Below are 23,852 nucleotides of genomic sequence, written 5' to 3'. Positions count from 1 at the left end.
TACGAGCACGATCGCGAGGGAACGGGCCGAACTGAAGATTGAGGCGCGTTCGCCCTCAAGCCCGACCGAACCGGATGCCGGGCGAGGGCCGCTCGCGCGTGACCTCGGCGCGGAAGCGGAAGAGCGCCGCCGGCCGTCCGCCCGTCGCGGCGCTGATGCCGCCCGTGGGCTCCACCAGCCCGGTCGTCTCCACGAAGCGGCGGAAGTTCTGCTTGTGGACCGGCCGACCTGCGATCGCCTCGGCCGCGCGCTGCAGGTCGGTCAAAGTGAACTCCGCCGGCAGCAGCTCGAAGATCACGGGCCGGTATTTCAGCTTGGCGCGAAGCCGCGCGATGGCGGTGGCGAGAATGCGTCGATGATCGAGCCGCATGGCGACGCCGAACGGCTCGGCGGGCGCGGAATCCGCGCGGCCGTCCCGCATGGCCTCGTCGACGAGCCCGGCTTCGTAGAGCATCTCGTAGCGGTCGAGCGCCCGCTCCTCGTCCCATCCGTCCTCGCGAAAGGCGAGATCGAGGCGCGTCTCCCACGACATCTGGCGCGAGACGCCCGAGTTCGGGGAGGGCCGATGGCGGCGAAGCGCGGGCAGGATCGTCTCGTCGATGAAGGACGGGCGCCCCGTCCGCCAGTCCTCCCAGGGCAGGTAGCGGTAGAAGGGCTGCCACGCGGAGCCGGTCGCGGCGATCGCCTCGTTCTCGCCGGCCTCCGTGCGGGTCAGCGCGAGATAGCCCACCGAGACGACGTGCAGGCCCCGGTCGGCCTCCGCCCTGTGCCGTCCGCGATCGCCGAAGGTGTAGAGCTGTTCGATATAGCCGATGGGCAGGCCGGTCTGCTCGCCGACGAAGGCGCGCAGGCTGATCTCGAAGGTGCGGTGCCGCAGCGGATCGAAGGGGCCGACCGGCAGCCCGTCTCGTTCGCCCTCCGCGCGCGGCGCGACCAGAATGCGGGGTTCGCCGTCCGCCACCGAGACGATGGCGGCGCTGAGGCCGACCTCGACCGCCTGGCTGCTCTGGGCAGGATCGGTCACAGCGTCAGGGGCAGGGTCAGGGGCAGGACGAAGGGCGTGCCGGCAAAGGCGTCCTCGCCGCGCCCGATCGCTCGGATCGCCTCCACCATGCGCCCGTTGCGGCCGAGCTTGCGATCGGCGAGGGAGACCAGCAGCGCGTTCGGCGTCGCGCTCGGCGCGCGCCGGCGGAGTTCCTTCGCCAGTTCGCCCTCGTCGAGCTCGGTGTTGATCGAAAGCGCCAGGATGTAGGCGGCGGCGGTGGAGCGGGAGATCCCGGCCCAGCAGTGAACGGCCAGCGGCGTCGTGCGATCCCAGCGATGGCCGAAGGCGATGAGCTGGTCGAGATGATCCTCGCTCGGATGCGTCAGCCCGTCGGTGGGCGCGGCGATGTCGTTCATCGCGAGGAACAGATGCCGCTCGGGCTGGATCGATGCGGGACGCTCGACCGGCGTCTGCGCGTTGATCAGCGTGACGACGTCGAGCGCGCCGTGTTCGGCGACAGTGGCGGGCAGGGCGGCCAGGGAGGAGACGACGAGATAGGTCATGGCCGATCCTATCCGAGCGGGCGATTCTCGGCGACGGCTTTCGCGGTCGCACCGGTTGGCGTTTGCGCCGCGTCGAGACACTTAAAGCGCGCGACGAAGGCGGCCTGAACGTCGCGCGCGGGGCGTGGCGTCATCTCGTCCGGCTCGATGTCGAGCGCGGGCCTGCCGAAGAAGCGGGTCGCCTCGCTGGCCGAGAAGCCGGCCAGATGCGTCGCCTCGAAATAGGCCGACAGGCGGTCCGCCGCCTTGATCGCGGCCTTCACCTTTGCCGGCAGTGTCGCCGGCAGGCCGAAGCGCAGATGGATGGCCGTCTGAAGCCGCCCTTCCACGGCCTTGTAGTCGCCGCCGAGCACCGCCTTGAAGGGCGAGATCATGTCCCCGATCACATATTCGGGCCCGTCGTGAAGGAGCGCGGCTAGGCGCCATTTCGGGTCGGGCTCCTCCAGAGCGAAGAGCCGCTCGACGATGAGCGAATGCTGGGCGACGGAGAAGGCATGGTCTCCCGTCGTCTGGCCGTTCCAGCGCGCGACACGGGCAAGACCATGAGCGATGTCCTCGATCTCGACGTCCAGCGGCGAGGGGTCCAGGAGGTCGAGGCGGCGGCCGGACAGCATGCGCTGCCAGGCCCGGGCCTTTGCGGTCTTGGGAGCCGGCATCAGTCGGCGGACCCGGCCGTCTCTTCGGGCAAGGTGTAGCCCGCCCAGGCCGGCACCTCGGCCTCGACCGGCACGCCGTCGGCCGACAGGTCGTTGCCGGCGCGAAGCGCGTCGGCCACCTTGTCGATGCGAAGGATCGCCATCGCGGTGCCGCCGGTCGCCGAAAGGACGGTGCCGACCGTTCTGCCGTCCGCCTCGACATTGGCACCGGGCGTGATGTGGTCCTCGGCCCTCAGAACCATGATGCGGCGCCGGGCGGTGCCGCGGTGCTGCATGCGCGAGACGACCTCCTGACCGACGAAGCAGCCCTTGCGGAAGGAGACGCCGCCGTTCTGGTCGAGCAGCACGTCGTGCGGGAAGACGTCGGAGGCGGGAAAGTCCGACTCCGCCTCGGCGATGCCCGCCGCGATGCGCTGCGCCCGGAACGCCTCGCCGTCGTTCGCAGCCGTCCCGGCGGCCTCTCCGTACAGGCGCCCGACCGCGCCGTCGGCAAAGCGCGTGTCGCGCAGGCCGTCTTCTGCCTCGGCCCCCCAACGTGCCGCGACCGCTTCGTGCGAAGGGGCGATCTCCACCTTGGAGCGAAGCTTGTAGAGCGTCAGGCGCTTGGCGAGGTCGGCCCGCGCGGACGAGGCCACGTCCAGCCGGTAGCCGCCCTCGATCCGGCTGACGAGGAAGTCGAACAGGATCTTGCCCTGCGGCGTCAGAAGCGCGGACGGCCGCGCCTCGTTCTCGGGCAACGTCTCGACATCGGCGGTGACGAGGTTCTGCAGGAAGTGGGCTGCGTCCGGCCCGGTCACGTGCAGGGTGGAGCGATCGGGGAGGCGGGCGGAGGGCATGGAGGCAGTCCGGACTGACGAAGGACGGGTCGTCCGCGAGATATGGCCGCGTGGCCGGTCAGGGGCAACCGGTCCGAACGCTCAGTCCCCGGCCAGGAAGAACTCCAGCCGCCCCTCGGGCGAGATGCCGACGCGGTAGAAATAGTAGGCGCCGAGATCCAGCATCTCCCGATAGTCGCCGGCGGTCACGATCTGGAAGAGCTCGACCAGCTGCCGGTTCGTCAGTTCGTCGAGCGGCACCTGCGTGAAATAGGGCCAGACGAAGATTTCCGCGTCGCTGCCCGCATCGATCCGGACATGCCCGGACTGGAGGACGTCGAGCAGGATGGCGAGGATCTCGATCCCCTCGCCGTCGCCGGACGCCGCCTTCAGGAACTCGATCGGGTCGCCCTCGACGGGCGTCACGGAAAGGGCGGTCGGCTCGAACCCGCCCTCCAGGTAGGGACGGAGCGCCTCGATCTCGCCGGCCTCGGCGATCTCGATCAGGCGGGCGCGCAGATCCCGGACGGTGTCCGGCAGTCCCTCGTCCCCGTAGCGGATCGCGAGCGGCTGCGAGTCGGCGGCTTCTTCGGCCGGGGCCGCGTCGGTCTCCGGGAGCGGGGAGCCCTGTCCCCATTCGGGCGAGGCGCCGCTTCGGTCCGGGTCCAGCGGCGGCAGCGGATGGGAGATGATGTCGCCGGGTGCGACGACCGATCCGTCCTCGCGCGTGATCTGCGAGAAGGCCTGAGCGCTCGTCGGTAGAGCGGCCGCGAGCGCCAGCGCCGCAGCGAGCAGGCTCGCGAGGCGGGAAACCCTACTGGAGGTTGCGGTCCGCGAGATATTCGCCATTGACGATCCGCTGGCGCAGCGTGTCGAGAAGGTCGAGAACCTCCGTCTCGCCGTGCAGGCGAACGAGTTCGGTGAGAGCGGTCGCGATCGCGGTCTCGGCGAGAATTTCCGCCTCGATTCCGTCGGACATCCCATCGGCCCAGGCCTCGTTGTGATACTCGGTCGCAACCTGCTTCTTCTCGGCGGCGATCACTTCGTCGAGTTCGGCACTGTGGATGTCGATCATCCAGAAACTCCAATTGCGTCGGTCGAATTCACGCCCGGTTAAATCCTTAGCACGCATTTCGCCGAATCCATCCCCCGCACTGCGGGATGAGTTGGATTCACGATTAATTTCCGTATCGGACGCCGATTTCGCGCGACAGGGTCGCGCCTTCCTCGAGATAGCGCCGCGTGGCGACGTCGGCGGCCGGCGTGCACTGCCGATAGGTCGCCTCGAAGGCGCGGTAGCCGGCGTTGAACTGCGCGATCAGGATTCGCCGGTCGGCCTCGTTGGGGCGCTGGGCGGCGATGATCTCGTTCATCTTGTCGCGCCAGATGCCGCCGTCCTCGTCGCCGCAGAGCGTGCGCAGGAAGTGCATGGAGCCGAGAATGTTGGCGAGGCGACCCAGTGGCTGCATGAAGGCGGCCCCCGAAGGGCGCTCCGAAGCGTTCGCGGGGTCGGAAGCGCTCCCCTCGGCGGGCGTCGCTTCCTGCGGCGTCTCCGCGGCTTCCACGGCCGGCGGATCGCCCTCGGGTTCCTGCGCGCCGGCCGGCATGGCCCAAAGCCCCGTCGCGAGCGCGAGCGCGAAGACAACGAGGGGGCGGGGCGTTTGCGGCATGCTCATGCTCATGGCGAGCCAATGCGAAAATAGCAAGGCGGTGGCTCAGGGCTCTCGCGCGGCGGACAACACGATGCCGGCAAGGCCCGGCGTGGTGCGACCCTCGCTCTCGAAGCGCTCGATCTCGCCAAGGGGCACGAAGCGCAGGCTCGCCGCATCGTCCCCGGCGACCGGCAAGGCGCCCGGCGGCAGGTCCGCGCGATGGACGGCGATGACGGTGTGGTGTGTCTCGCCCATCGTTTCGTGAAGGCACAGGAATCGTGCGGCGTCGATCCGCAGTCCTGTCTCCTCCAAGAGCTCGCGGCGCGCGGCGATCTCCAGCGGTTCGCCGAACCCGATCCGCCCGCCGGGCAGGCTGAAGCGTCCCTTGAACGGTTCGCGGCCGCGCTCGACGAGCAGCACGCCTTCCGGTCCGATGACGCAGACCGAGACGACGATGGTCGGATGGCGATCGCTCATGGAGGCTCCGGGTTGCGGCTTGACGGACGGTTGCGATCGGATCAACACCCGCATCCATGTGCGGACGCTTCAAGCTCGATACCCCGCCGCTGAAGGTCAAGGACCATTTCGGCCTCGCCGCGCTGGAGGCTTTCCCGCCGCGCTACAACATCGCGCCGACGCAGCCAATCCTGATCGTCATGGAATCGTCCGTGCGCGAACGGCCGGGTCGTCTGGCGATGCTGGCGCGCTGGGGCCTCATTCCGGCGTTCGCCAAGGATCCGCGCGACGTTCCGCTCCTCTTCAACGCCCGCGCGGAGACGGCGGGCGAGCGGAACGCCTTTCGCGGCGCGCTGCGGCACCGGCGCTGCCTCATTCCGGCGAGCGGCTTCTACGAGTGGCAGAAGCGAGGGAAGGGGCCTTCCCGTCCCTTTCTGGCGACCGCTAGGGACGGCGGGCTCTTGGCCTTCGCGGGATTGATGGAGACGTTTCTGGCGGTGGACGGAAGCGAGATCGATACCGCGACCATCCTGACGACGAACGCGAATGCCACGCTGGGACCCATCCACGAGCGCATGCCCGTGATCGTACCGCCATCACAGTACGGACGCTGGCTCGACTGCCGCGCGCATGAACCCAAGGATGTCGCGGACCTTCTGGGCCCCGCCCCGGACGATTTGCTGGTCGTCCGCGCGGTCGGCGATGCCGTCAACAAGGTCTCGAACATGGGGCCGGACGTGCAGGCCCCGCGCGAGGAGGAGGGCGGGCAGGAAAGCTTCGGCTTCTGACGAGCGAGAGGCCGGACACCGCTTCGGATGTCCGGCCTCTGGGCAGGTTCGGGCATTGGGTGCCGGCGTCGCGCCGGTCCGCGAGGCTTCAGTGCGCGCGCCGCGCGCCGTCCATCCTGGCTGGCCCGATCGCGTGGCGCGGCCTCGATCGCGACATCGGCGCCACCGCCGTCGCCTTGCGGCGCTCCGACGGCTGGTCCGGTGCGGCTGCCACGGCCTTACTTCGCGCCGTCGAGGCGGGGACGGGTCGCGAGCACCGGAACCTTGGGCTGATGCCGGCGCACCGCCGCCGCCGCGGCTGCGATCGAAGCGATGCCGATCTGCTTGTAGTGCTCCAAGAGCTTGGTTTCCTTCTCGCGCTCCGACTTCGAGCGGAATGCGATATGCTGCGGCGCCATGAAAGTCTTTCCTCCGTTTCGGTGTCGGCGGCCCGTATGGCAGCGGATTGAGACGCTTTCACGGCATTTCGAAGCAAATTGCGCGGATTTATACTTAATGAAACGTTCATTGGGCGTTCAGGAAGCGTGAACCGTACGGGATTCACTGAAATTCTTCCAGCAACGCGGAGGATAGCGACACAATCGGTGACAATCCGTGATCGGCCTCTATCCCGTTTGCGGCCCGCCCTTCGAAGCATCGCGGGCGTTCCGCATCGCGCCGTCATCATGTAGCACTCCCGCCAAGCCGCGGAGGCCACAGGCCGGCGGCTCGACAGGAGGTGAAGACAGTGGACGACGGATCGCGGGGCCTCTCCCTTACCAACACGCTGACGCGCGCGAAGGAGATCTTCGCGCCGCGCGACTGGCGCGACGGGTCGATCCCGGACGCCGAGCGGCGCGTGCGGATGTATGTGTGCGGCCCGACCGTCTACGACTTCGCCCATATCGGCAACGCGCGGCCGGTCATCGTCTTCGACGTCCTCTTCCGCCTGCTCCGCCACCTCTACGGGGAGGCGCGCGTCACCTATGTGCGCAACATCACGGACGTGGACGACAAGATCAACGCGCGCGCCGCGCGCGATCATCCGGGCCTGCCGCTGAACGAGGCGATCGCCCGTGTCACGGAAGGGACGGCCGAGCAGTTCCACCGCGACGTCGCGGCGCTCGGCTGCCTCTCGCCCACGCACGAGCCGCGCGCCACCCAATTCGTCACGCCGCGCGGGGACGGCCTGCCCGACATGGTGTCCATGATCGAGGGGCTGATCGCCAAGGGCCACGCCTACGCGGCGGGCGGCGAGGTGCTGTTCGACGTCTCCTCCATGCCCTCTTACGGTGCGCTGTCGGGTCGCAAGCTGGAGGACCAGCGCGCCGGGGCGCGCGTCGCCGTCGACGCCCACAAGCGCAACCCGGCTGACTTCGTGCTGTGGAAGCTCTCGTCGGACGAGGAACCCGGCTGGGAGAGCCCCTGGGGCCGAGGCCGGCCCGGCTGGCACATCGAATGCTCGGTGATGAGCGAGGCCTATCTCGGCCAGACCTTCGACATCCACGGCGGCGGTCTCGACCTCATCTTCCCGCACCACGAGAACGAGATCGCCCAATCGTGCTGCGCCCACGGCACGCAGCGCATGGCCGAAATCTGGATGCACAACGGATTCCTCCAGGTCGAGGGGAAGAAGATGTCCAAGTCGGAGGGCAACTTCTTCACCATCCGCGACGTCCTGGAGAGCGATAAGGTCGGCGGGCGGCGCTGGCCGGGCGAAGCCGTGCGGCTCATGATGATGCGCACGCATTACCGCGAGCCGATCGACTTCACGGCGGCCAAGCTCGACGAGGCGACGCGCGAACTGGACCGCTGGGAGCGGCTGGCCGCCCGCGCCGAGGGTGAGGGACGCGTGGACGAGGCCTTCCTCGACGCCCTGCGCGACGATCTCAACGTCTCGGCCGCGCTCGCCCGGGTCCACGAGCTGTTTGACGGGGGGCGCGGGGCCGACGCGATCCTCTCGCTGGCCCTGATCGGACTCGACCCGCGCCGCGAGATGACGATCGACGCGGGAACGCAGGCTCGCATAGAGGAGCGCCTCGCGCTTCTGAAGGCCCGCGACTTCGCCGCCGCCGACGCGATCCGCGACGAACTCGCCGCGAAGGGCATCCAGCTGAAGGACGGCAAGGACTCCGCCACGGGCGAACGCGTCACGACCTGGGAGCTTCGCCGATGAGGGGCGAGGGGGAAGGGCTGTACCCTTCGATCGAGCCCTATCTCGCCGGCCATCTCGACGTCGGCGACGGGCATTCGATCTACTGGGAGCTGTGCGGCAATCCGGAGGGCAAGCCGGTCGTCTTCCTGCACGGCGGGCCGGGCTCGGGCTGCGGTCCGGTCCACCGCCGGCTGTTCGACCCCCAGCGCTACAAGGTTCTGCTCTTCGACCAGCGCGGCTGCGGCCGTTCGCGCCCGACCGCTTCCCTCGAAGCGAACACGACCTGGGATCTCGTCGCCGACATCGAGCGGCTGCGCGAGGCCAACGGCACCGACCGCTGGATGGTTTTCGGCGGCTCCTGGGGCGCGACGCTGGCGCTCGCCTATGCCCAGAGCCATCCGGAGCGGGTGAGCGAGCTCGTCCTGCGCGGCGTGTTCACCGGCCGCAGGCGCGAGCTCGACTGGTTCTATCGCGGCGGCGCCGGGGCGCTCTTTCCGGCCGAATGGGAGCGCTTCCTGGAGCCTCTGTCTGCGAGCGAGCGCGCTGATCCCGTCGCGGCCTACCGTTCGCTTCTCCTGCATGAAGACCGCGACGTTCGGGCAAGAGCCGCCCGCGCCTGGACGGATTGGGAGTCCTCGACGGTCGCGATGCGCGCGAACCGGCCGGGTCCCTCGCATGGGCCGGTCGGCGACACCACGATCGCCTTCGCCCGCATCGAGAACCACTATTTCGTCCACGACCTCTGGATGGAGGAGGGGCAGCTGATCGCGAAGGCCGACTCGCTCGCCTCCATTCCGGGCATCATCGTGCAGGGACGCTACGACGTGGTGACGCCGCCCGTGACCGCCTTCGACCTTCATCGCGCCTGGCCCGGCTCGGAACTGAGAATGGTGGAGGACGCCGGCCACGCCTTCTCCGAACCCGGCACCTTGCGCGAGCTCGTGCGGGCGACGGACCGCTTCGCCTCTTGAAGCGGCGCTCCCGACCCCTTCATCTGAACGGGAAAGGGAGGCGGACATGACGCTCGACAACAGACCCGTCCATTTCGGCGGATGCCAATGCGGGGCGGTGCGCTTCCGGGTGGAGGGCGCGCTCGGCAAGGCCTCCATCTGCCATTGCCGCATGTGCCAGAAGGCGTTCGGCGCCTTCTACGCGCCTCTCGTCAGTGTGGAGGCGGGCACGCTTTCCTGGACCAAGGCCGAGTCGTCGCGCTTCCGATCCTCCGACGAGGTCCAGCGCGGCTTCTGTCCGTCCTGCGGGACGCCTCTGACCTACGAGGCGCCGGACGGCACGGCGCTCGCCATCGGCGCCTTCGACGACCCGTCCGCGATCGCGCCGCAGATTCAGTTCGGCGTCGAGGACAAGCTCGCCTTTGTCGATCGGCTCGCGGACCTGCCGGCACGGCGCAGTTCGGACGATGTGGAGGCGAACCCCTATCTCGGCCGCATCCGATCCCGGCAGCATCCCGACCATGAGTGAGCCCAAGCCTCTGCGCCTGTCGCCCGACGATTGGCAACGCCCCGATGCGAACTTCTGGCGCGGGCGCTTCGAAGGAGAAGTCTTCGGAACCGGCGCCTCCGTCATCTTCTATTCGACCGACGAGATCGGCGCCGGTCCGCCGCTGCACGTCCATGACTATGACGAGATCTTCATCGTCAGGGAGGGGCGGGCGCTGTTCACGATCGGCGAGGCCGAGTTCGAAGCAAACGCCGGCGACATCCTCTTCGGCCCTGCCGACGTGCCGCACCGCTTCGTCAATCTCGGTCCCGGACGGCTGGAGACGACGGACATCCACGTCAGTCCGACGATCGCGCAGACCGATCTCGAATGACCGCCCGGCCATCGCGTGAAGCGATGGATCGCATCAGAAGAATCCGGGTGTGCGCGGTCGTAAGGCTCCGATAGAGATTGCGACGAAAAGGGCCTTCGTCCCACGATGCAATCGAAAGGGCCGGCGCCGATCCAGCGCCCGGCGAAGCCAGATGTCCCAGATCCCGGAAACGAGCACGCCGGAGGCCGCGGCACCGACGCCCGGCGAGCCGCCGCTCGGCTACGCCTACGCCTTCGGCGCCTATCTGATCTGGGGCCTGCTGCTCCCGGCCTTCCTGAAGGCGCTGTCGCATGTCGGTCCGATGGAGGTGGTCGCGCACCGCATCGTCTGGTCGCTGCCCTTCGCGCTTCTCATCCTCGCCTTCGGCGCCGGGCTGAAGGCCGTGCGAGCCTATCTGACCTGGCGCAATCTCGGCCTCGCCTCGCTCTGCGCGGCGGCGATCTCGGTGAACTGGGGCGTCTATGTCTACGCCATCGCCAGCGAGCAGGCGGTTTCGGCCGCGCTCGGCTATTACATCGGCCCGCTGGTAAGCCTGCTGCTCGGAATGGTCTTTCTCGGCGAGCGGCCGAACGGCCGGCAGAAGGCGGCGATCCTCCTGGCCGCCATCGGGGTCGCGGTGCTCGCCTACGCCACGGGCGGCCTGCCCTGGGTGTCGCTCGTCCTGCCGCTGTCCTTCGGCATCTACGGGCTTCTGCGCAAGATCATGCCCTATGGCGCCGCCGAGGGCTTCTTCCTGGAGGTGGCGATCCTGTTCCTGCCGGCGCTCGCCGTCGCGCTCTTCATCGCCGCGGACGGAAACGCCCGCTTCGGCACGAACTGGCAGGACACGGCGCTTCTTCTGGCGGCGGGTCCGATGACGGCGATTCCGCTCGTCCTCTTCGCGGCGGGCGCACGGCTCCTGAAGCTCTCGACCATCGGGATGATGCAGTATCTGACCCCGACGCTTTTGGCGCTGACGGCCGTCTTCATCTTCGGCGAGCCCTTCGGCCTCGGCCAGCTCGCGGCCTTCGCCTTCATCTGGGCGGGACTGGCGCTCTACAGCTCGGTCCTGATCGAGGAGGGGCGGGCCCGGCGCCGCGCCCGCGATCCGCTCCCTACATCCGCTCGATGATCCGGGGTTCGCCCTCGGCGGCGGCGGTCTTCGCCCAGGCGGCCTGAACCTCGGGCAGGATATCCTCCACCCGGTCGATGACGAGCGGGCGCACCTGATGGGCCGTGTGGATGAAGCCTTCGGCCGTCATGTGGTCGAGAAGTCGCGCCAGCGGATCCCAGAACCCGGCGACATTGGCGATCACGATCGGCTTGGCGTGGCGCCCGAGCTGGCTCCAGGTGAGGATCTCGATCAGCTCCTCCAGCGTGCCGATGCCGCCGGGAAGCGCCACGAAGGCATCGGAGCGCTCGAACATGATGTGCTTGCGCTCGTGCATGTCGGCGGTGACGACTAGTTCGTCGAGCCGCTTCAGCTCGCGCTCGGTCGCCTCCATGTCGATCAGGAAGCGCGGGATGATGCCCGTCACCTGTCCACCGGCGCGGATCACCGCATCCGACACCGCGCCCATCACGCCGCGCGTGCCGCCCCCGTAGACGAGGCGGATGCCGGCCTCGCCCATGGCGGTGCCGAGCGTTTCGGCGGTCGACAGATAGTCCGGTCGCGAGCCCGCCGAGGAGCCGCAATAGACGCAGATGGATCGATTCGTTGTCATGCCCGCAAGGTCGGGTCTGGGGCGATTCCGGTCAAGCGCCGCCTGGATGAAATTCGTTTCATCGTCGGGCGTCGATGGCCTCGGCGATCTCGTCGCTGGTCTTGAGCAGGCGCACGATCACGGGAACGGCGAGGCGCAGGACGTTGCGCTCGACGCCCCGGGCCGCCTGCGCCTCCCTTATGTCCGCGACGACGCCGCTGACGAGGGGCAGGAAGCGGAAGGTCAGCGAGATGGCGAGGGAGACTTTCCTCGGATCGACGCCGAGGGGTTCCAACGGACGCAGCGCGCGGTCGAGGACCGCGACGATGTCGCTGGTGCGGGTCGTAAGGGTGACGAGCGCGGCGAGAAGGAGGAGGGCGGTCAGGCGCAGCGCGGAGAGGAGCGCGACCTCCACCCCGCCGAACCAGAGCTGGGCGACGGCGACGATGGCGACGACGAGAAGGATCGAGCGCAGCTGGCCCAGAAGGACGGACCATTTCAGACCGGCGAGCGGATAGGCGAGGAGGACGAGCGCAAGTGCGCAGCCCGAAAGCCACGCGGACGGGACGAGGAAAAGCGCCGTTCCGAAGATCGGAAGAAGAGCGAGCTTGAGGCCGGGCGAGGCTCGGTGAAGTGCGCTGTCGCCCGCCCGGTAGAGGCTGCCGATCACGACGTCGCCGCCTCGTAGGCCGCGATGGCGGCGGAGGGAGGACCGTCCGCGACGATCCGCCCGGCGTCGAAGACGATGACGCGGTCGAAATCGGCGAGGAGATCGAGATCGTGGGTCGCGAGCACCACCGGCCGGTCGGCGGCTTCCACTTCGGCCATCAGCCGCCGCCGGTTGCGCCGGTCGAGAAGGGTCGTCGGCTCGTCCAGGACGAGCAGCGAGGGCTCCATCACGAGAATGCCGGCCAGCGCGACGAGCTGCCGTTCGCCGCCCGAGAGCTCGTGGACGAGGCGGTCCTGAAACTCCGCCATGCCGTGGCGGGCCAGCGCGGAGCGGACGCGTTCCTTCACCTCCGCGGCCGACAGCTTCAGCCGCGCGAGGCCGAAGGCGACATCCTCGCCGACCGTCGGCATGACGATCTGGTTGTCCGGGTTCTGGAACAGGAAGCCGACGCGCCGCCGGACCTCCGCCGTCTCGGTGTTCGTGTCATGGCCGAAGACCCGCACCGTGCCGCTCGTCGGCCGCACGAGTCCGTTGAGCAGTCGCAGGACGGTCGACTTCCCCGAGCCGTTCCCGCCGATGATCCCGATGCGACGTTCATCAGCCGTCAGGGTCACGCCGTCGAGGCGGCGTCGGTCCGCGCCCTCGACGGTGACGTTCTCGAGTTCGATCAACCCCGCGAGGCCCTCGCCTCGATCACCGGGTAGGACCGCTTGACCGCCAGGATCGCGAGAGCCGCGATGCCGGCCTTGATGAGGTCGCCCGGAATGAAGGCGAGAGACCCGGCGGCGGCGGCGGACAGCGGAATGCCGGCGATGAGGGAGATGCCGGGGATGCCGAGGGCGTAGAGTGTCACTATGCCGCCCGTGACCGCCGCGGCGAAGGCCGAGACGAAGGAGAGGCTGCGCCAGAAGCGCTCGACGATGAGGCCGGTGACGACCGCAGCCGCGATCCAGCCGAGGAAGAAGCCGACCGTCGGACCGGCGAGAACCGCCAAGCCTCCGCGCCCGCCGGACAGGAGCGGCAGACCGGCCAGAACGAGGACGATCAGGAGCAGCATCGAAAGACCGCCGCGCCTCGCGCCGAGAATGCCGCCGGCGAGCATCGGGCCGAGCGACTGCGCGCTGATCGGCACGCCGATCGCCGGAATGGTCAGCGGCGGGAAGACGCCGAGAACGGCCGTCAGCGCTGCGAAGAGGGCGATGAGGACGATGTCGCGCGTGGTCATCTTCAGAAGCCGGTCCGTTTCATGCGTGGGCTCGAAGTTCGATCCTATCGCAGTGCGAAAATCAACCGCCCGCGAGCGCCGAGCGAATGTCGGTCAACGAGAAGTCGCCGCCCTTGTAGAGAAGCGGCGCGTCGAGATGGCGGGCGCAGGCGTAGGAGAAGCAGTCTCCGAAGTTCAGCGCCGCCGGGTGCCGGCCCTTGCCGAAGCGTTCGAAGGCCGAAACGGCGAGATCGCCCGCCTCGGGCGGGATGGCGATGATTTCGACGGGCGCTTCAATGAGCAGAACTGAAACGAGTTCCAAGGCTTCACTCGGAACCACATTCAGACGACGGGAGAGCGAGACGACGCTCTCCCAAACCGCTATCGGGGAGGTGATGCCCTCGCCGCGCTCGAGTTCGGCGACGAAATCCGATGCATCCGGCTCCGAGGCAATGATCGCGACGATAGCCGATGCGTCGACGAACATCAGTCGTCCTCGTAGAGGCTGTCGATCCATTCCTTCGTGACGGGCTGCGGGTTCGGTCCCGTCATGTTCCGGGCTCGCTCCTGCAGATCGGCGACCGTTCTTCGGAAGTCGCGCTTCCGGACCTCGGCTCCGGCCGATGCGAGCTCATGCTCCAGGGCTGTTCGAACCGCTTCCTTCACGCTGACCTTCCGAAGGTCGGCCAGCCGGTGCGCCAGATCGACGACTTCCCTGTCTTCAAGATGAAGTGTCACGAGTTCCCTCCGACAACAGCTTTCAGACAATATCGACGATGGGGTGAGCCCGACAAGACGTTGAGTGACGAGCGAACGTCCTCTCAGATCGCCGTCTTGAGGCTCTCCTCGATATAAATCTCGCGCATGCGCAGCGTCAGCTCGCCCGGCTTGCCGGTGCCGATCGCCTGACCGTCGATCTCCACGACCGGCATCACGAAGGCGCTGGCGGAGGTGACGAAGGCCTCGCGGGCCGCTTTCGCCTCGTCCACGGTGAAGGCGCGCTCCTCGACCTTCACGCCGTTCTCGCCGGCCAGCCGCAGCACGGCCGCGCGGGTGATCCCGTGCAGGATCTCGTTCGAAAGCGGCCGCGTGACCAGCACGCCGTCGGCATTGACGATCCAGGCGTTGTTGGAGGTGCCTTCTGTGATCAGGCCGTTCTCGACCATCCAGGCATCGTCCTTGCCCTGGCGCTTGGCCTCCGTCTTGGCCATGGAGGGGTAGAGAAGCTGAACCGTCTTGATGTCGCGGCGTGCCCAGCGCTGGTCCGGCAGGAGCGCGACCTTGATTCCGGTCCGCACGGCCGGGCGGTCCACGATCGTGTTCACCTGCGTGAAGAGAACGAGGGAGGGCGTGGTGTCCTCGGGCGGGAAGAGGAAGTCGCGATCGGCGGCGCCGCGCGTCACCTGAAGGTAGATCAGGCCTTCGTCGAGCCCGTTCTCCTCGACCATCCGCCTGTGGATCGCGAGCAGTTCGTCTTCCGTCGCGGGCGACGGGATGCGCAATTCGCCGAGCGAACGGCCGAGTCGCCGCATGTGACCGGGGAAGTCGATGAGCTTTCCACCGATCACGGCCGTGACTTCGTAGACGCCGTCCGCGAAGAGGAAGGCGCGGTCGAAGACGGAGATCCTGGCTTCGGCCTCGGGTACGTACTGTCCGTTCACGTAGACGATGCGGCTCATTTCGATGTCCGTTGGGTCTGAGAGCGTTCAAGGCTTGCTACAATGCCGCAGGGTCGCGCGCCAGAGTCGCCGCCCGAGATCGAAAGGACGATTCCGCAATGAGCCACTATCTCGGGCTGGACCTCGGCACCTCGTCGCTGAAGGCGCTTCTGATCGACGGGGACCAGCGGGTTCTCGCCAGCGCCTCCGCCGAGCTGCACGTGCGCAACCCGGCCTTCGGTTGGTCCGAGCAGGACCCGGCCGACTGGATCGCGGCCGCGGAAACGGTGCTGGACGAGCTCAAGACGAAGGATGCTTCGGCGCTCGCCGCCGTCGAGGGCATCGGTCTCTCCGGCCAGATGCACGGCGCGACGCTGCTGGGGGCGAACGACGAAGTGCTGCGGCCCTGCATCCTGTGGAACGACACGCGCGCTTATGCAGAGGCGGCGGCCCTCGACGACGAGGAGGCGCGCGGGATCACCGGCAACATCGTCTTCCCCGGCTTCACCGCGCCCAAGCTTGCCTGGGTGGAGCGGCATGAACCCGACATCTTCAAGAAACTCGCCAAGATCCTGCTGCCGAAGGATTATCTGAGGCTCTGGCTGACGGGCGAGACGGTCACCGACCCCTCCGACGCGGCTGGAACGTCCTGGCTCGACACCGGGGCGCGCGACTGGTCGGACCGGATGCTGACGCGCACGAACCTTACCCGGTCGGCCATGCCGCGCCTCGTCGAGGGCAGTGCCGTCAGCGGCGGCCTGCGGTCGGAGCTGGCCGACCGGTGGGGGCTTCGCGCCGGGATCGCCGTCGCGGGCGGGGGCGGCGACAACGCCGTCTCGGCCTGCGGCGTCGGGGCGGTGCGGCCCGGCACGGGGTTCGTGTCGCTCGGTACGTCCGGCGTCCTCTTCACCGCGACTTCGGGCTACGCCCCGGCACCCGAAACCGCGCTCCACACCTTCTGTCACGCTCTGCCGGGGACCTGGCATCGGATGGGGGTGACGCTCTCGGCCGCCGGCTCGCTTCAATGGCTGTCCAGGATCCTCGGCGAGGCGCCGGGCGCGCTCGCGGCCTTGGCGGGCGACACGCTCGCCGCGCCCGGCCGCACCCTGTTCCTGCCTTATCTGTCCGGCGAGCGGACGCCGCACAACGACGCGTCCGTGCGCGGCGCCTTCCTGAACCTGTCGGTGGAAGCGGAGCGTGCGGATCTGACGCGCGCCGTGATGGAGGGGGTCGCCTTCTCGATGCGAGACTGTCTCGACGCGGGTGGCGGGCCGGGTTCGGTCGAACGGCTCGTGGCCGTAGGGGCAGGGGCGCGTTCGCCGCTCTGGCTGGCTATGCTCGCGACCGTCCTGGAGACCGAAATCGTCCTTCCGGCTGCGGGCGATTTCGGTGCGGCCTTCGGCGCCGCGCGTCTCGGCCTCGTCGCCGCGACCGGCGCGGACCCGGCTTCCGTGATGGTCGAACCGCCGGTGGCCGCACGCTTCCAGCCGGACGACGCGCTCGTTCCGGCCTTCCGCGAGGGGCACGCCCGGTACCGCGCCGCCTATCCGGCGATCGCCGCGCTCGGCTGAGAAGCGTCGCGGCGTTGTGGCCGCTTCTCGCGGAACGCTCGGCCGCGTGACGGTGTTTCCATGGTCAATTCCCCCACAGGAGATCGATCATGGACCACAGCAAGCACGTCCGCCTGACCAGCGCGGAACTCACACCGGCCGTCATCGAGGGCGCGACCATCTACGGCCCGTCGGACGAGACCATCGGCACGGTTTCGCACACGCATGGAAGCGGCGGGGCTCTGCAGGTGGTGATCGACGTCGGCGGCTTCCTGGGCATCGGCGCCAAGCCGGTCGCGGTGCCGGTGAGCGAACTGGACTTCATGCGTGACGAGGACGGCGGCGTTCACGCGGTGACGAGCTGGACCAAGGACCAGTTCAAGGAACTGCCGACCCACCACGACTGATCGGCCGATCGGACGTCCTCTCCAACGAAAAAGGGCCCGGCGCGGGATGCGCCGGGCCCTTTTCACGTTCCGTGCCCTGCTTACTGCGCGGGCGCCTCGGCCGGCGCGTCGCTGGCCGCGGCGTCGGCGGGATCGGCGGGCGTCGCCGGCTCCACGTCGCTAGCGGCCGTCTCGACATAGTCGTAGGCGCCGTCCTTCCACTCGTAGACGACATAGCCCGGAAGCGTCACGTCGCCCTTGTCGTCGAACTGAAGCTCGCCGATCACCGTGTTGAACGTGCCTTCGTCGAGCGCCGAGACGACGGCGTCGAAGTCGGTGTCGCCGGCCGCTTCGGCCGCCTGGGCCCAGGCCTGGATCGCGGCGTAGGTGTAGAGCGCGTAGCCTTCGGCCGAGTTGCCGGCCGCCTCGATCTTCTCCACGACCGGCGCGGCGATCTCGTTGCGGCGCGGATCGGGGGAGAAGGTCATCAGCGTGCCTTCGCCTGCATCGCCGGTGATCGACCAGTACTCGTCCGTCACGATGGCGTCGCCGGACATGATCACGGCGTCCATGCCCTGTTCCTGCATCTGGCGGGCGATCAGGCCGGCTTCCGTATGGTAGCCGCCGATATAGACGAGGCCGACATTCTCCTGGTTCATGCGGGTGACGAGGGCGGTGTAGTCCCGCTCGCCGGCCGTGTAGGCCTCGACGACGGTCGGCTCCTTGCCGGCCGCGCGCATCACGCGCTCGGTCTCGGCCGCGAGGCCGGCGCCATAGGCGGTGCGGTCGTTCAGGATCGCGACGTTCACGTCCGCGAAGTTCTCGGCGATGTAGGTGCCCGCGACCTCGCCCTGCTGATCGTCACGGCCGCAGACGCGGTAGATGCCGTCGCCCGGACGCTCGTCGGTGAAGGCGGGGTTGGTCGAGCCCGGCGAGATCTGGATGATGCCTTCGTCGGCATAGACCTGGCTGGCGGGGATGGACGAGCCGGAGCAGAAGTGGCCGGCGACGAAGCTCACGCCCTCGGAGGCGAACTGGTTGGCGACCGCCACCGCCTGGCGCGGGTCGCAGGCGTCGTCGCCGATCGACAGGCGCAGCATCACGCCGTTGACGCCGCCCGCCTCGTTGATGTCGGCGACCGCCTGCTCGGCGCCCACGCGGAACTGCTGGCCGAAGGTAGCGTACTGTCCCGTCATCGGACCGGCGACGCCGATCACGATCTCCGCATGGGCGAGGCCCGGGACCAGGAGACCGAGGGCGACACCGCCCAGGAGCAAGTTCTTCATGACGACCTTCCCGTTGAATGCTTCTGCACGCTCTCGAAAGGCGAAATGCCCTTCGATTGGGCGCTGTACGAAGGTGATTAAAGACGAGGATTTCGAACTAGGGAATGGCCTTCCGCCGGAATCTTTTGCCATTTCTCGTTGCCGGATCCACCGACGGCCGGGCGCGCGAAGCCGCGCGCCGGAACGGGCGCGTGCCGGTCTCCGCCGCCTCGAACGGGGCCCTACCGGCTGCCCGTCGTCATCCCGTACTGGCGGGCGAACTGGCTGCGCCGCGTGAGCGTTCGGCCGAGCGAGGCGAAGCCGAGAAGCACGATGAAATCGATCGCCGTGTAGTAGAGCGCCGTTCCGATCGACTGGATCGGCAGGAAGAACGTGCCGTCGAAGAGCGAGAAGTGGATGAAGCGCGCCGCCAGCGTGAGAAGCGCCGTGTAGAAGATCATCAGCCCCCACGAGCTCCAGGTGAGCGCGGTGGACCGCCCGATCATGTAGGCGAGCGCGCCGCCGATCACGACGGTGACGATCAGGAACTCGGCGATCGAGACTTCCCAGAGAAGGGCCATTTCCGGTTGCATCAGTGCGCCCCTCCTTCCAGATAGGCCGCGCGGACTTCCTCGCGGGCGAGGAGCTCCCGCCCCGTCCCGCTCATCGTGATCCGCCCGTTGACCATGACGTAGCCGCGATGGGCGAGGCGAAGCGCATGGAAGGCGTTCTGCTCCACGAGGAAGACGGTCAGGCCTTCCGTCCGGTTCAACTCGCGCACCACCTCGAAGATCTGCTTGACGATCAGCGGGGCGAGGCCGAGCGAAGGCTCGTCGAGCAGGAGAAGCTTGGGCCGGCTCATCAGCGCCCGGGCGATCGCCAGCATCTGCTGCTCGCCGCCTGACAGCGTGCCGCCGCGCTGGTTGGCGCGCTCCTTGAGACGCGGGAAGAGGTCGAAGACGCGGCGCAGATCCTCGTCGAAATGGGCCTGGCCGACGAGGGTGGTCCCCATCTGCAGGTTCTCCATCACCGTCATGCGGCCGAAGATGCGGCGGCCTTCCGGCGACTGGGCGATCTGCCGCGTCATGATCTCGTGCGTCGGCAGCGCCGTGATATCTTCGCCGCGGAAGAGGATCTGTCCGCTGCGGGCGCGCGGATTGCCGCAGATCGTCATCATCAGCGTGGATTTGCCGGCGCCGTTGGCGCCGATGATGGTGACGATCTCGCCTTCGTTGACGTCGAGATCGACTCCTTTCAGGGCCTGGATCTTGCCGTAGAAGGTTTCGACGCCGCGAATGGACAGCAGCGGACGTGCGGTCTCTGCCACGGGGGCCTGGGTTGGGGTGGCCACGGCGCTCACGAGCGGGTCTCCTCGGTGCGGGCGGGCTCGATGCCGGCCTCGACGATGGCCGCGTCGATGTCGCCCGTCTCCAGCTTCTGCTCCACCGCCTCCACCTCCTCGTCGTCGACGCCCAGATAGGCGGCGATGACGCGCGGATCCGACTTCACCTGCGCGGGCGTGCCGTCGGCGATCTTCTTGCCGTAGTCGAGGACGACGACGTGGTCGGAGATTTCCATGACGACGCCCATGTCGTGCTCGATCAGCAGGACCGAGACGCCGTCCTGGTCGCGGATCGAGCGCAGAAGGTCGTTCAGCTCGGCCGACTCGCGCGGGTTCAGGCCCGCAGCCGGCTCGTCCAGGCAAAGGAGTTCGGGACGCGTGCACATGGCGCGCGCGATCTCCAGCCGCCGCTGGTCGCCATAGGGCAGGTCGGCGGCGGGGTCGTCGGCGCGTTCGATGAGGCCCGCCCGGCGCATCCAGTCGATGGCGAGGTCGTGGGCCTCCTCGCGGGCGCGGCGGTAGCTCGGCAGGCCGAAGAGCCCGGCGATGCTCATGCCCGACGCCACCATCAGCGCGTTGTGCTGGGCGACGAGCAGATTCTCGAAGACGGTCATGCCCCCGAACAGGCGGATGTTCTGGAAGGTGCGCGCGACGCCCGCCTTCTGCGTGATGCGGAAGTCGGCCATGCGTTCGAGCAGGAAGACCTCGCCGCCGGCGGTCTTCAGGCTCTGGCTTCCGCTGCGCGTCAGCTCGTCCACCGCGTTCGCCGCGATGCCGCGTCCGCGACGCATGGCGATGCGGCCCTCGCTCGGCTTGTAGAACCCGGTGACGCAGTTGAAGACCGTGGTCTTGCCGGCGCCGTTCGGGCCGATGAGCGCGGTGATGTCGCCTCGGCCGACGTCGAAGGAGAGGGCGTCGATGGCGACGAGGCCGCCGAAGCGCATGGTCAGCTTCTCGACCGACAGCAGCGGATCGGCCATCCAGCGTGCCGTGGCGTTCGTCGAAGCCGCGTCCACAGGGGTCGCGACCGGGGCAAGGGGCTTGAGAGGAGCGGAAGAGGCCATGGCCGTCAGTGTCCTTCGCCCTGCGCCACCATGTCGGCGCCGATCGTCTTCTTCTCCTTGTAGACCGCCGAGGGCGAGCGCGTGGAGACGAGACCGCGCGGCTTCCACACCATGATCGCGACCATGGCGAGGCCGAAGATCAGCATGCGGTACTGCGTGGGGTCGAAGCCCGCGCCGAAGACGGCCTGCAGGACGGTGAGGTTTCGCAGGAGTTCGATGCCGCCGATCATGACGATCGAGGCGATGACGACGCCGATCTGAGAGCCGAGCCCGCCGAGAACGACGATGGCGAGAATGATCGCCGATTCCAGGAAGGTGAAGCTCTCCGGCGAGATGAAGCCCTGCCGCGTGGCGAAGAAGGAGCCGGCGAAGCCACCGAACATGGCGCCGGTGGCGAAGGCCGAAAGCTTCACGTTGGTCGTGTTGATGCCGAGCGAACGGCAGGCGATCTCGTCCTCGCGCATCGCCTCCCAGGCGCGACCCACCGGCAGCTTGCGCAGGCGCAGCGTCACGAAGTTGGTGATCAGCGCGAGCACGAGGATGATGTAGTAGAGGAAGATGAAGCGGTGGATCGAGGACGGCTCGATCCCGAAGAAATCCGCGAAGGAGCCTTCGCCGCGTCCGAAGTCGAGACCGAAGAAGGTCGGGCGCGGGATGCCGAGAAGGCCGTTCGGCCCGCCGGTGAACTGCGACCAGTTCAGGAGGACGACGCGGATGATCTCGCCGAAGGCGAGGGTGACGATCGCCAGATAGTCGCCGCGAAGCCGCAGGACGGGGAAGCCGAGAATGACGCCCCACATGGCCGCGAAGAGGCCGGCCATCGGAAGGCAGACCCAGAAGCCGAGCTCGAAATTGATGGCGAGCAGCGCGAAGGAATAGGCGCCGACCGCGTAGAAGGCGACGTAGCCGAGATCGAGGAGGCCCGCGAGGCCGACCACGATGTTGAGCCCCCAGCCGAGCATGACATAGGTCAGGATCAGGATCGCGAGGTCGATCAGATAGCGCTCGCGTGCCGGAAACACGTATCCGATCAGGAACGGGAAGGTCAGCGCGATGAAGAGGAGCGTGGTGCCGAGCGCCTTGGCGGCCAGAGAGCGCGCCTGCGCCTTCGTCTGGGAGATCGGCTTCGCCGCCCGGGCCGCGCCGGGCGCCCGCTGGAAGACGAAGTAGGACAGGAAGAACCGGGCCGCGAAGGCGATCGCGACGCCGGTGAACCAGAGCTCCCAGCGCGCCGACAGGACGAGGCCGCGCGTACCGGCGTCCGTGCGCATGGCGAAGAAGAAGAAGGTGAGGCCCGCCACCAGAAGGGCGGTGAGCACTGCCTCGCGAAGGGCCTGCGCCAGACGCGAGCGCTGGGCGGGCTTGGGCGCGAAGGGCGGCGTTCCGGTCACGCCTTCGCGGATCTCCTCGCGCTCGACGGTGGCGCCGACCGGCGAGACGTCCGTGGCCTGCATGGTGTTCGACATCGGCTCAGACCTTCTCGACGGCCGGGCGGCCGAGCAGGCCCGAGGGCATGAAGATGAGGACGATGGCGAGGATCGAGAAGGCGGCGACGTCCTTGTACTCGACAGAGAAGTAGCCGGACCAGAAGGTCTCGATCAGCCCGATCAGCAGGCCACCGAGCATCGCGCCGGGCAGGGAGCCGATGCCGCCGAGAACGGCCGCGGTGAAGGCTTTCACCCCCGCTAGGAAGCCGATGTAGAAGTCGATCACGCCGTAATAGAGCAGGTACATGATGCCCGCGACGGAGGCGAGCGAGGCGCCCATGATGAAGGTCAGGGAGATGGTGCGGTCGACGTTGACGCCGAGCAGCGAAGCCATCTTCGCATCCTGTTCCACGGCCCGCTGCTGACGCCCGAGCGAGGTCTTGGCGATGATCAGCGCGAAGATCGTCATCAGCGTCACGGTCGTCAGGATGATGATGATCTGCATGTAGGAGATCTGGGCGCCGCCCTCGGTGATCTGGATCGCCCCCTGGACCTGCGGCGGCAGCGGCTTGACGCGCGCGCCCTGCGTCACCTGCACGAAGTTCTGGAGGAAGATCGAGGCGCCGATCGCCGTGATGAGCGGGGCGAGGCGGAAGGAGCCGCGCAACGGACGGTAGGCGATGCGCTCGACCGACCATCCCCACATGGCGGTGAAGACCATCGCGACGATCAGCATCAGGAGAAGGACCAGCGGCAGGAACGTGAGGCCGAGGCTGATGACGATCACGAAGGTCGTCAGCGCGATGAAGGAGCCGAGCATGAAGATTTCGCCATGGGCGAAGTTGATCATGCCGATGATGCCGTAGACCATCGTGTACCCGATCGCGATCAGACCGTAGATCGACCCGAGGGTGACCCCGTTCACGAGCTGCTGAACGAAATAATCCATGAGTGGCCTGTGTCCCGCCCCGGTCGGACCGGACGATTCCCCGAAATCGCCGTCCTCTTGTGCATGATCGATGGCATAGCAGGGCCGTCCTGAAAAGGGCTCGGAGGCCGCATCGCTTTCCGCGTGCGACGGCTCCACAGGCGCGGCTGCCATCTTTCCATCACTTTGGAAACGTTCTAACTCTATCGCAGCTTGCAAACGGAGCGCGATGCCATGCGCCTGACCCGCCAGACGAACTACGCGATCCGGATCCTGATGTACTGCGCCGCCAATCCGGACCGGCTCAGCCGGGTCGGGGAGATCGCGGCCGCCTACACGGTCTCGGAGCTGTTCCTCTTCAAGATCCTGCAGCCTTTGGTCGAGGCCGGCTTCATCGAGACGGTGCGGGGCCGCAAGGGCGGCATTCGCCTTGCGCGGCCCGCGAGCACGATCACGCTGCGACAGGTGGTGGTGACCACCGAGGAAAGCTTCGCGCTGGCCGAATGCTTCGAAAGCGGATCGGACTGCCCGCTGCTCGACAATTGCGCGCTGAACAGCGCGCTGCGCGCGGCCCTCGACGCCTTCCTGGGCGTTCTCGGAACGCACACGATCGAAAGCCTCATCGGCGAGAGCTCGTCGATCCGCCGCCGCCTCGGCATTGCGGACCTCGCGCCTCCCATGCCGGCCGCCCGCAAGACGCCGACGCGCGCGCCGGTCGCCGCCAAGATCGCCGAAATCCCGAGACGCGCCGCGTCCTGATTTTCCGGGACCGCTCGAAATGGAAGGCCGGCGCGGG

At 68.1% G+C, this 23,852-nt stretch carries 31 protein-coding genes; 9 read left to right on the top strand and 22 right to left on the bottom strand.

The genetic code is table 11. From position 1 onward, the window contains the following. Positions 1-55: 55 nt before the first annotated feature. The 8 genes from AC6R2M_RS10590 to AC6R2M_RS10555 all read right to left on the bottom strand — a co-directional run bounded on the left by AC6R2M_RS10590 (position 56) and on the right by AC6R2M_RS10555 (position 5,148). Positions 56-1,024, bottom strand: a complete 969-nt coding sequence (locus AC6R2M_RS10590; protein WP_500481910.1) for an NUDIX hydrolase — start codon at positions 1,022-1,024, stop codon at positions 56-58. Further along, positions 1,021-1,548 (bottom strand): tyrosine phosphatase family protein, encoded by a 528-nt coding sequence (locus tag AC6R2M_RS10585; RefSeq protein WP_500481908.1) that lies wholly within the window; start codon positions 1,546-1,548, stop codon positions 1,021-1,023. Before AC6R2M_RS10585 ends, AC6R2M_RS10590 begins: the two co-directional genes overlap by 4 nt. 8 nt (positions 1,549-1,556) lie before the next feature. Continuing rightward, positions 1,557-2,204, bottom strand: a complete 648-nt coding sequence (locus tag AC6R2M_RS10580) for a hydrolase (RefSeq protein ID WP_500481906.1) — start codon at positions 2,202-2,204, stop codon at positions 1,557-1,559. After that, on the bottom strand, positions 2,204-3,040 hold the full coding sequence (gene ygfZ / locus AC6R2M_RS10575; protein ID WP_500481904.1) for a CAF17-like 4Fe-4S cluster assembly/insertion protein YgfZ: 837 nt from the start codon (positions 3,038-3,040) through the stop codon (positions 2,204-2,206). The genes AC6R2M_RS10580 and ygfZ overlap by 1 nt, the downstream gene beginning before the upstream one ends. Before the next feature lie 81 nt (positions 3,041-3,121). After that, positions 3,122-3,868 (bottom strand): hypothetical protein, encoded by a 747-nt coding sequence (locus tag AC6R2M_RS10570; protein WP_500481902.1) that lies wholly within the window; start codon positions 3,866-3,868, stop codon positions 3,122-3,124. Then, positions 3,834-4,094, bottom strand: coding sequence for a hypothetical protein (locus AC6R2M_RS10565; RefSeq protein ID WP_500481900.1), 261 nt, complete (start codon positions 4,092-4,094; stop codon positions 3,834-3,836). The genes AC6R2M_RS10570 and AC6R2M_RS10565 overlap by 35 nt, the downstream gene beginning before the upstream one ends. Positions 4,095-4,197: 103 nt before the next feature. Next, positions 4,198-4,689: a TIGR02301 family protein gene (locus tag AC6R2M_RS10560; RefSeq protein ID WP_500481898.1), complete on the bottom strand. Its 492-nt coding sequence runs from the start codon at positions 4,687-4,689 to the stop codon at positions 4,198-4,200. 45 nt (positions 4,690-4,734) lie between these two features. After that, positions 4,735-5,148, bottom strand: a complete 414-nt coding sequence (locus tag AC6R2M_RS10555) for an NUDIX domain-containing protein (protein WP_500481896.1) — start codon at positions 5,146-5,148, stop codon at positions 4,735-4,737. A 56-nt stretch (positions 5,149-5,204) separates the two neighbouring features. On the opposite strand from AC6R2M_RS10555, the gene AC6R2M_RS10550 reads away from it, so the two are divergent. Further along, a complete protein-coding gene (locus tag AC6R2M_RS10550; RefSeq protein WP_500481894.1) occupies positions 5,205-5,915 on the top strand; it encodes an SOS response-associated peptidase in 711 nt (236 codons plus the stop codon). Positions 5,916-6,133: 218 nt separating this feature from the next. On the opposite strand, the gene AC6R2M_RS10545 is transcribed toward AC6R2M_RS10550, so the two are convergent. Beyond that, positions 6,134-6,313, bottom strand: coding sequence for a hypothetical protein (locus AC6R2M_RS10545; protein WP_500481892.1), 180 nt, complete (start codon positions 6,311-6,313; stop codon positions 6,134-6,136). A gap of 329 nt (positions 6,314-6,642) precedes the next feature. Here AC6R2M_RS10545 and cysS point away from each other — a divergent pair, with 329 nt between their 5' ends. The 5 genes from cysS (at position 6,643) to rarD (ending at position 10,991) form a co-directional block, all read left to right on the top strand. Further along, on the top strand, positions 6,643-8,070 hold the full coding sequence (gene cysS, locus AC6R2M_RS10540; RefSeq protein ID WP_500481890.1) for a cysteine--tRNA ligase: 1,428 nt from the start codon (positions 6,643-6,645) through the stop codon (positions 8,068-8,070). Beyond that, entirely contained in the window at positions 8,067-9,020 is a 954-nt protein-coding gene (gene pip / locus AC6R2M_RS10535; RefSeq protein ID WP_500481887.1) for a prolyl aminopeptidase, read from the top strand. Before cysS ends, pip begins: the two co-directional genes overlap by 4 nt. A gap of 46 nt (positions 9,021-9,066) precedes the next feature. Next, entirely contained in the window at positions 9,067-9,528 is a 462-nt protein-coding gene (locus AC6R2M_RS10530) for a GFA family protein (RefSeq protein WP_500481885.1), read from the top strand. Continuing rightward, positions 9,521-9,880 (top strand): cupin domain-containing protein, encoded by a 360-nt coding sequence (locus AC6R2M_RS10525; RefSeq protein WP_500481884.1) that lies wholly within the window; start codon positions 9,521-9,523, stop codon positions 9,878-9,880. The genes AC6R2M_RS10530 and AC6R2M_RS10525 overlap by 8 nt, the downstream gene beginning before the upstream one ends. Positions 9,881-10,031: 151 nt before the next feature. Next, complete coding sequence (gene rarD / locus AC6R2M_RS10520; protein WP_500481882.1) at positions 10,032-10,991, top strand: EamA family transporter RarD; 960 nt, start codon at positions 10,032-10,034, stop codon at positions 10,989-10,991. Here the strand turns inward: rarD and AC6R2M_RS10515 are convergent. The 7 genes from AC6R2M_RS10515 to AC6R2M_RS10485 all read right to left on the bottom strand — a co-directional run bounded on the left by AC6R2M_RS10515 (position 10,975) and on the right by AC6R2M_RS10485 (position 15,115). Then, positions 10,975-11,583, bottom strand: a complete 609-nt coding sequence (locus AC6R2M_RS10515; RefSeq protein ID WP_500481880.1) for an LOG family protein — start codon at positions 11,581-11,583, stop codon at positions 10,975-10,977. The two genes, rarD and AC6R2M_RS10515, sit on opposite strands and share 17 nt — an antisense overlap. Positions 11,584-11,641: 58 nt before the next feature. Beyond that, a complete protein-coding gene (locus AC6R2M_RS10510; protein ID WP_500481878.1) occupies positions 11,642-12,232 on the bottom strand; it encodes an energy-coupling factor transporter transmembrane component T family protein in 591 nt (196 codons plus the stop codon). Beyond that, the gene (locus AC6R2M_RS10505) at positions 12,229-12,903 is read right to left on the bottom strand and encodes an energy-coupling factor ABC transporter ATP-binding protein (protein ID WP_500481876.1); all 675 of its coding nucleotides are present in this window, start codon (positions 12,901-12,903) and stop codon (positions 12,229-12,231) included. Before AC6R2M_RS10505 ends, AC6R2M_RS10510 begins: the two co-directional genes overlap by 4 nt. Beyond that, the gene (locus AC6R2M_RS10500) at positions 12,900-13,457 is read right to left on the bottom strand and encodes a biotin transporter BioY (protein ID WP_500481874.1); all 558 of its coding nucleotides are present in this window, start codon (positions 13,455-13,457) and stop codon (positions 12,900-12,902) included. The genes AC6R2M_RS10505 and AC6R2M_RS10500 overlap by 4 nt, the downstream gene beginning before the upstream one ends. 61 nt (positions 13,458-13,518) lie before the next feature. Beyond that, positions 13,519-13,923 carry a type II toxin-antitoxin system VapC family toxin gene (locus AC6R2M_RS10495; RefSeq protein ID WP_500481872.1) on the bottom strand — a complete coding sequence of 135 codons (405 nt, stop codon included), beginning with the start codon at positions 13,921-13,923 and terminating at the stop codon, positions 13,519-13,521. After that, the gene (locus tag AC6R2M_RS10490; RefSeq protein ID WP_500481870.1) at positions 13,923-14,174 is read right to left on the bottom strand and encodes a type II toxin-antitoxin system VapB family antitoxin; all 252 of its coding nucleotides are present in this window, start codon (positions 14,172-14,174) and stop codon (positions 13,923-13,925) included. Before AC6R2M_RS10490 ends, AC6R2M_RS10495 begins: the two co-directional genes overlap by 1 nt. An 83-nt stretch (positions 14,175-14,257) precedes the next feature. Further along, entirely contained in the window at positions 14,258-15,115 is an 858-nt protein-coding gene (locus AC6R2M_RS10485) for a D-amino-acid transaminase (RefSeq protein ID WP_500481868.1), read from the bottom strand. Positions 15,116-15,213: 98 nt separating this feature from the next. On the opposite strand from AC6R2M_RS10485, the gene xylB reads away from it, so the two are divergent. Further along, entirely contained in the window at positions 15,214-16,665 is a 1,452-nt protein-coding gene (xylB, locus tag AC6R2M_RS10480; RefSeq protein WP_500481866.1) for a xylulokinase, read from the top strand. 89 nt (positions 16,666-16,754) lie between these two features. Further along, entirely contained in the window at positions 16,755-17,051 is a 297-nt protein-coding gene (locus tag AC6R2M_RS10475) for a PRC-barrel domain-containing protein (RefSeq protein ID WP_500481864.1), read from the top strand. 80 nt (positions 17,052-17,131) lie between these two features. Here AC6R2M_RS10475 and AC6R2M_RS10470 read toward each other — a convergent pair whose 3' ends face one another. The 6 genes from AC6R2M_RS10470 to AC6R2M_RS10445 form a co-directional block, all read right to left on the bottom strand. Continuing rightward, on the bottom strand, positions 17,132-18,316 hold the full coding sequence (locus AC6R2M_RS10470; RefSeq protein ID WP_500481862.1) for a branched-chain amino acid ABC transporter substrate-binding protein: 1,185 nt from the start codon (positions 18,314-18,316) through the stop codon (positions 17,132-17,134). Between the two features lie 221 nt (positions 18,317-18,537). Beyond that, on the bottom strand, positions 18,538-18,888 hold the full coding sequence (locus tag AC6R2M_RS10465; protein WP_500481860.1) for a DUF6867 family protein: 351 nt from the start codon (positions 18,886-18,888) through the stop codon (positions 18,538-18,540). After that, a complete protein-coding gene (locus AC6R2M_RS10460) occupies positions 18,888-19,655 on the bottom strand; it encodes an ABC transporter ATP-binding protein (RefSeq protein ID WP_500481858.1) in 768 nt (255 codons plus the stop codon). The genes AC6R2M_RS10465 and AC6R2M_RS10460 overlap by 1 nt, the downstream gene beginning before the upstream one ends. After that, complete coding sequence (locus AC6R2M_RS10455; protein WP_500481856.1) at positions 19,652-20,617, bottom strand: ABC transporter ATP-binding protein; 966 nt, start codon at positions 20,615-20,617, stop codon at positions 19,652-19,654. Before AC6R2M_RS10455 ends, AC6R2M_RS10460 begins: the two co-directional genes overlap by 4 nt. A gap of 89 nt (positions 20,618-20,706) precedes the next feature. Beyond that, positions 20,707-22,167 (bottom strand): high-affinity branched-chain amino acid ABC transporter permease LivM, encoded by a 1,461-nt coding sequence (livM, locus tag AC6R2M_RS10450; protein WP_500481854.1) that lies wholly within the window; start codon positions 22,165-22,167, stop codon positions 20,707-20,709. A gap of 4 nt (positions 22,168-22,171) precedes the next feature. After that, entirely contained in the window at positions 22,172-23,077 is a 906-nt protein-coding gene (locus AC6R2M_RS10445; protein ID WP_500481852.1) for an ABC transporter permease subunit, read from the bottom strand. A 213-nt stretch (positions 23,078-23,290) separates the two neighbouring features. Between AC6R2M_RS10445 and rirA the strand changes: the two genes are divergently transcribed. Next, entirely contained in the window at positions 23,291-23,815 is a 525-nt protein-coding gene (gene rirA, locus AC6R2M_RS10440; RefSeq protein WP_500481850.1) for an iron-responsive transcriptional regulator RirA, read from the top strand. Positions 23,816-23,852: the final 37 nt, after the last annotated feature.

The sequence above is a fragment of the Aureimonas sp. CAS genome (assembly GCF_059838215.1).
Note: the sequence above shows the minus strand (reverse complement) of the source record. Positions and strands in the feature narration are given on the sequence as shown.

Bases quoted from the DNA above. Each gene is read 5' to 3' on its own strand.
- AC6R2M_RS10455 (WP_500481856.1), bottom strand. From the start codon at position 20,617: ATGGCCGATCCGCTGCTGTCGGTCGAGAAGCTGACCATGCGCTTCGGC.
- AC6R2M_RS10555 (WP_500481896.1), bottom strand. From the start codon at position 5,148: ATGAGCGATCGCCATCCGACCATCGTCGTCTCGGTCTGCGTCATCGGA.
- rarD (WP_500481882.1), top strand. From the start codon at position 10,032: ATGTCCCAGATCCCGGAAACGAGCACGCCGGAGGCCGCGGCACCGACG.
- AC6R2M_RS10585 (WP_500481908.1), bottom strand. From the start codon at position 1,548: ATGACCTATCTCGTCGTCTCCTCCCTGGCCGCCCTGCCCGCCACTGTC.
- AC6R2M_RS10495 (WP_500481872.1), bottom strand. From the start codon at position 13,923: ATGTTCGTCGACGCATCGGCTATCGTCGCGATCATTGCCTCGGAGCCG.
- AC6R2M_RS10500 (WP_500481874.1), bottom strand. From the start codon at position 13,457: ATGACCACGCGCGACATCGTCCTCATCGCCCTCTTCGCAGCGCTGACG.
- AC6R2M_RS10550 (WP_500481894.1), top strand. From the start codon at position 5,205: ATGTGCGGACGCTTCAAGCTCGATACCCCGCCGCTGAAGGTCAAGGAC.
- AC6R2M_RS10545 (WP_500481892.1), bottom strand. From the start codon at position 6,313: ATGGCGCCGCAGCATATCGCATTCCGCTCGAAGTCGGAGCGCGAGAAG.
- AC6R2M_RS10445 (WP_500481852.1), bottom strand. From the start codon at position 23,077: ATGGATTATTTCGTTCAGCAGCTCGTGAACGGGGTCACCCTCGGGTCG.
- AC6R2M_RS10515 (WP_500481880.1), bottom strand. From the start codon at position 11,583: ATGACAACGAATCGATCCATCTGCGTCTATTGCGGCTCCTCGGCGGGC.
- ygfZ (WP_500481904.1), bottom strand. From the start codon at position 3,040: ATGCCCTCCGCCCGCCTCCCCGATCGCTCCACCCTGCACGTGACCGGG.
- xylB (WP_500481866.1), top strand. From the start codon at position 15,214: ATGAGCCACTATCTCGGGCTGGACCTCGGCACCTCGTCGCTGAAGGCG.
- AC6R2M_RS10560 (WP_500481898.1), bottom strand. From the start codon at position 4,689: ATGCCGCAAACGCCCCGCCCCCTCGTTGTCTTCGCGCTCGCGCTCGCG.
- AC6R2M_RS10470 (WP_500481862.1), bottom strand. From the start codon at position 18,316: ATGAAGAACTTGCTCCTGGGCGGTGTCGCCCTCGGTCTCCTGGTCCCG.
- AC6R2M_RS10465 (WP_500481860.1), bottom strand. From the start codon at position 18,888: ATGCAACCGGAAATGGCCCTTCTCTGGGAAGTCTCGATCGCCGAGTTC.
- AC6R2M_RS10485 (WP_500481868.1), bottom strand. From the start codon at position 15,115: ATGAGCCGCATCGTCTACGTGAACGGACAGTACGTACCCGAGGCCGAA.
- AC6R2M_RS10565 (WP_500481900.1), bottom strand. From the start codon at position 4,094: ATGATCGACATCCACAGTGCCGAACTCGACGAAGTGATCGCCGCCGAG.
- rirA (WP_500481850.1), top strand. From the start codon at position 23,291: ATGCGCCTGACCCGCCAGACGAACTACGCGATCCGGATCCTGATGTAC.
- AC6R2M_RS10475 (WP_500481864.1), top strand. From the start codon at position 16,755: ATGGACCACAGCAAGCACGTCCGCCTGACCAGCGCGGAACTCACACCG.
- AC6R2M_RS10530 (WP_500481885.1), top strand. From the start codon at position 9,067: ATGACGCTCGACAACAGACCCGTCCATTTCGGCGGATGCCAATGCGGG.
- AC6R2M_RS10580 (WP_500481906.1), bottom strand. From the start codon at position 2,204: ATGCCGGCTCCCAAGACCGCAAAGGCCCGGGCCTGGCAGCGCATGCTG.
- AC6R2M_RS10525 (WP_500481884.1), top strand. From the start codon at position 9,521: ATGAGTGAGCCCAAGCCTCTGCGCCTGTCGCCCGACGATTGGCAACGC.
- pip (WP_500481887.1), top strand. From the start codon at position 8,067: ATGAGGGGCGAGGGGGAAGGGCTGTACCCTTCGATCGAGCCCTATCTC.
- livM (WP_500481854.1), bottom strand. From the start codon at position 22,167: ATGTCGAACACCATGCAGGCCACGGACGTCTCGCCGGTCGGCGCCACC.
- AC6R2M_RS10570 (WP_500481902.1), bottom strand. From the start codon at position 3,868: ATGGCGAATATCTCGCGGACCGCAACCTCCAGTAGGGTTTCCCGCCTC.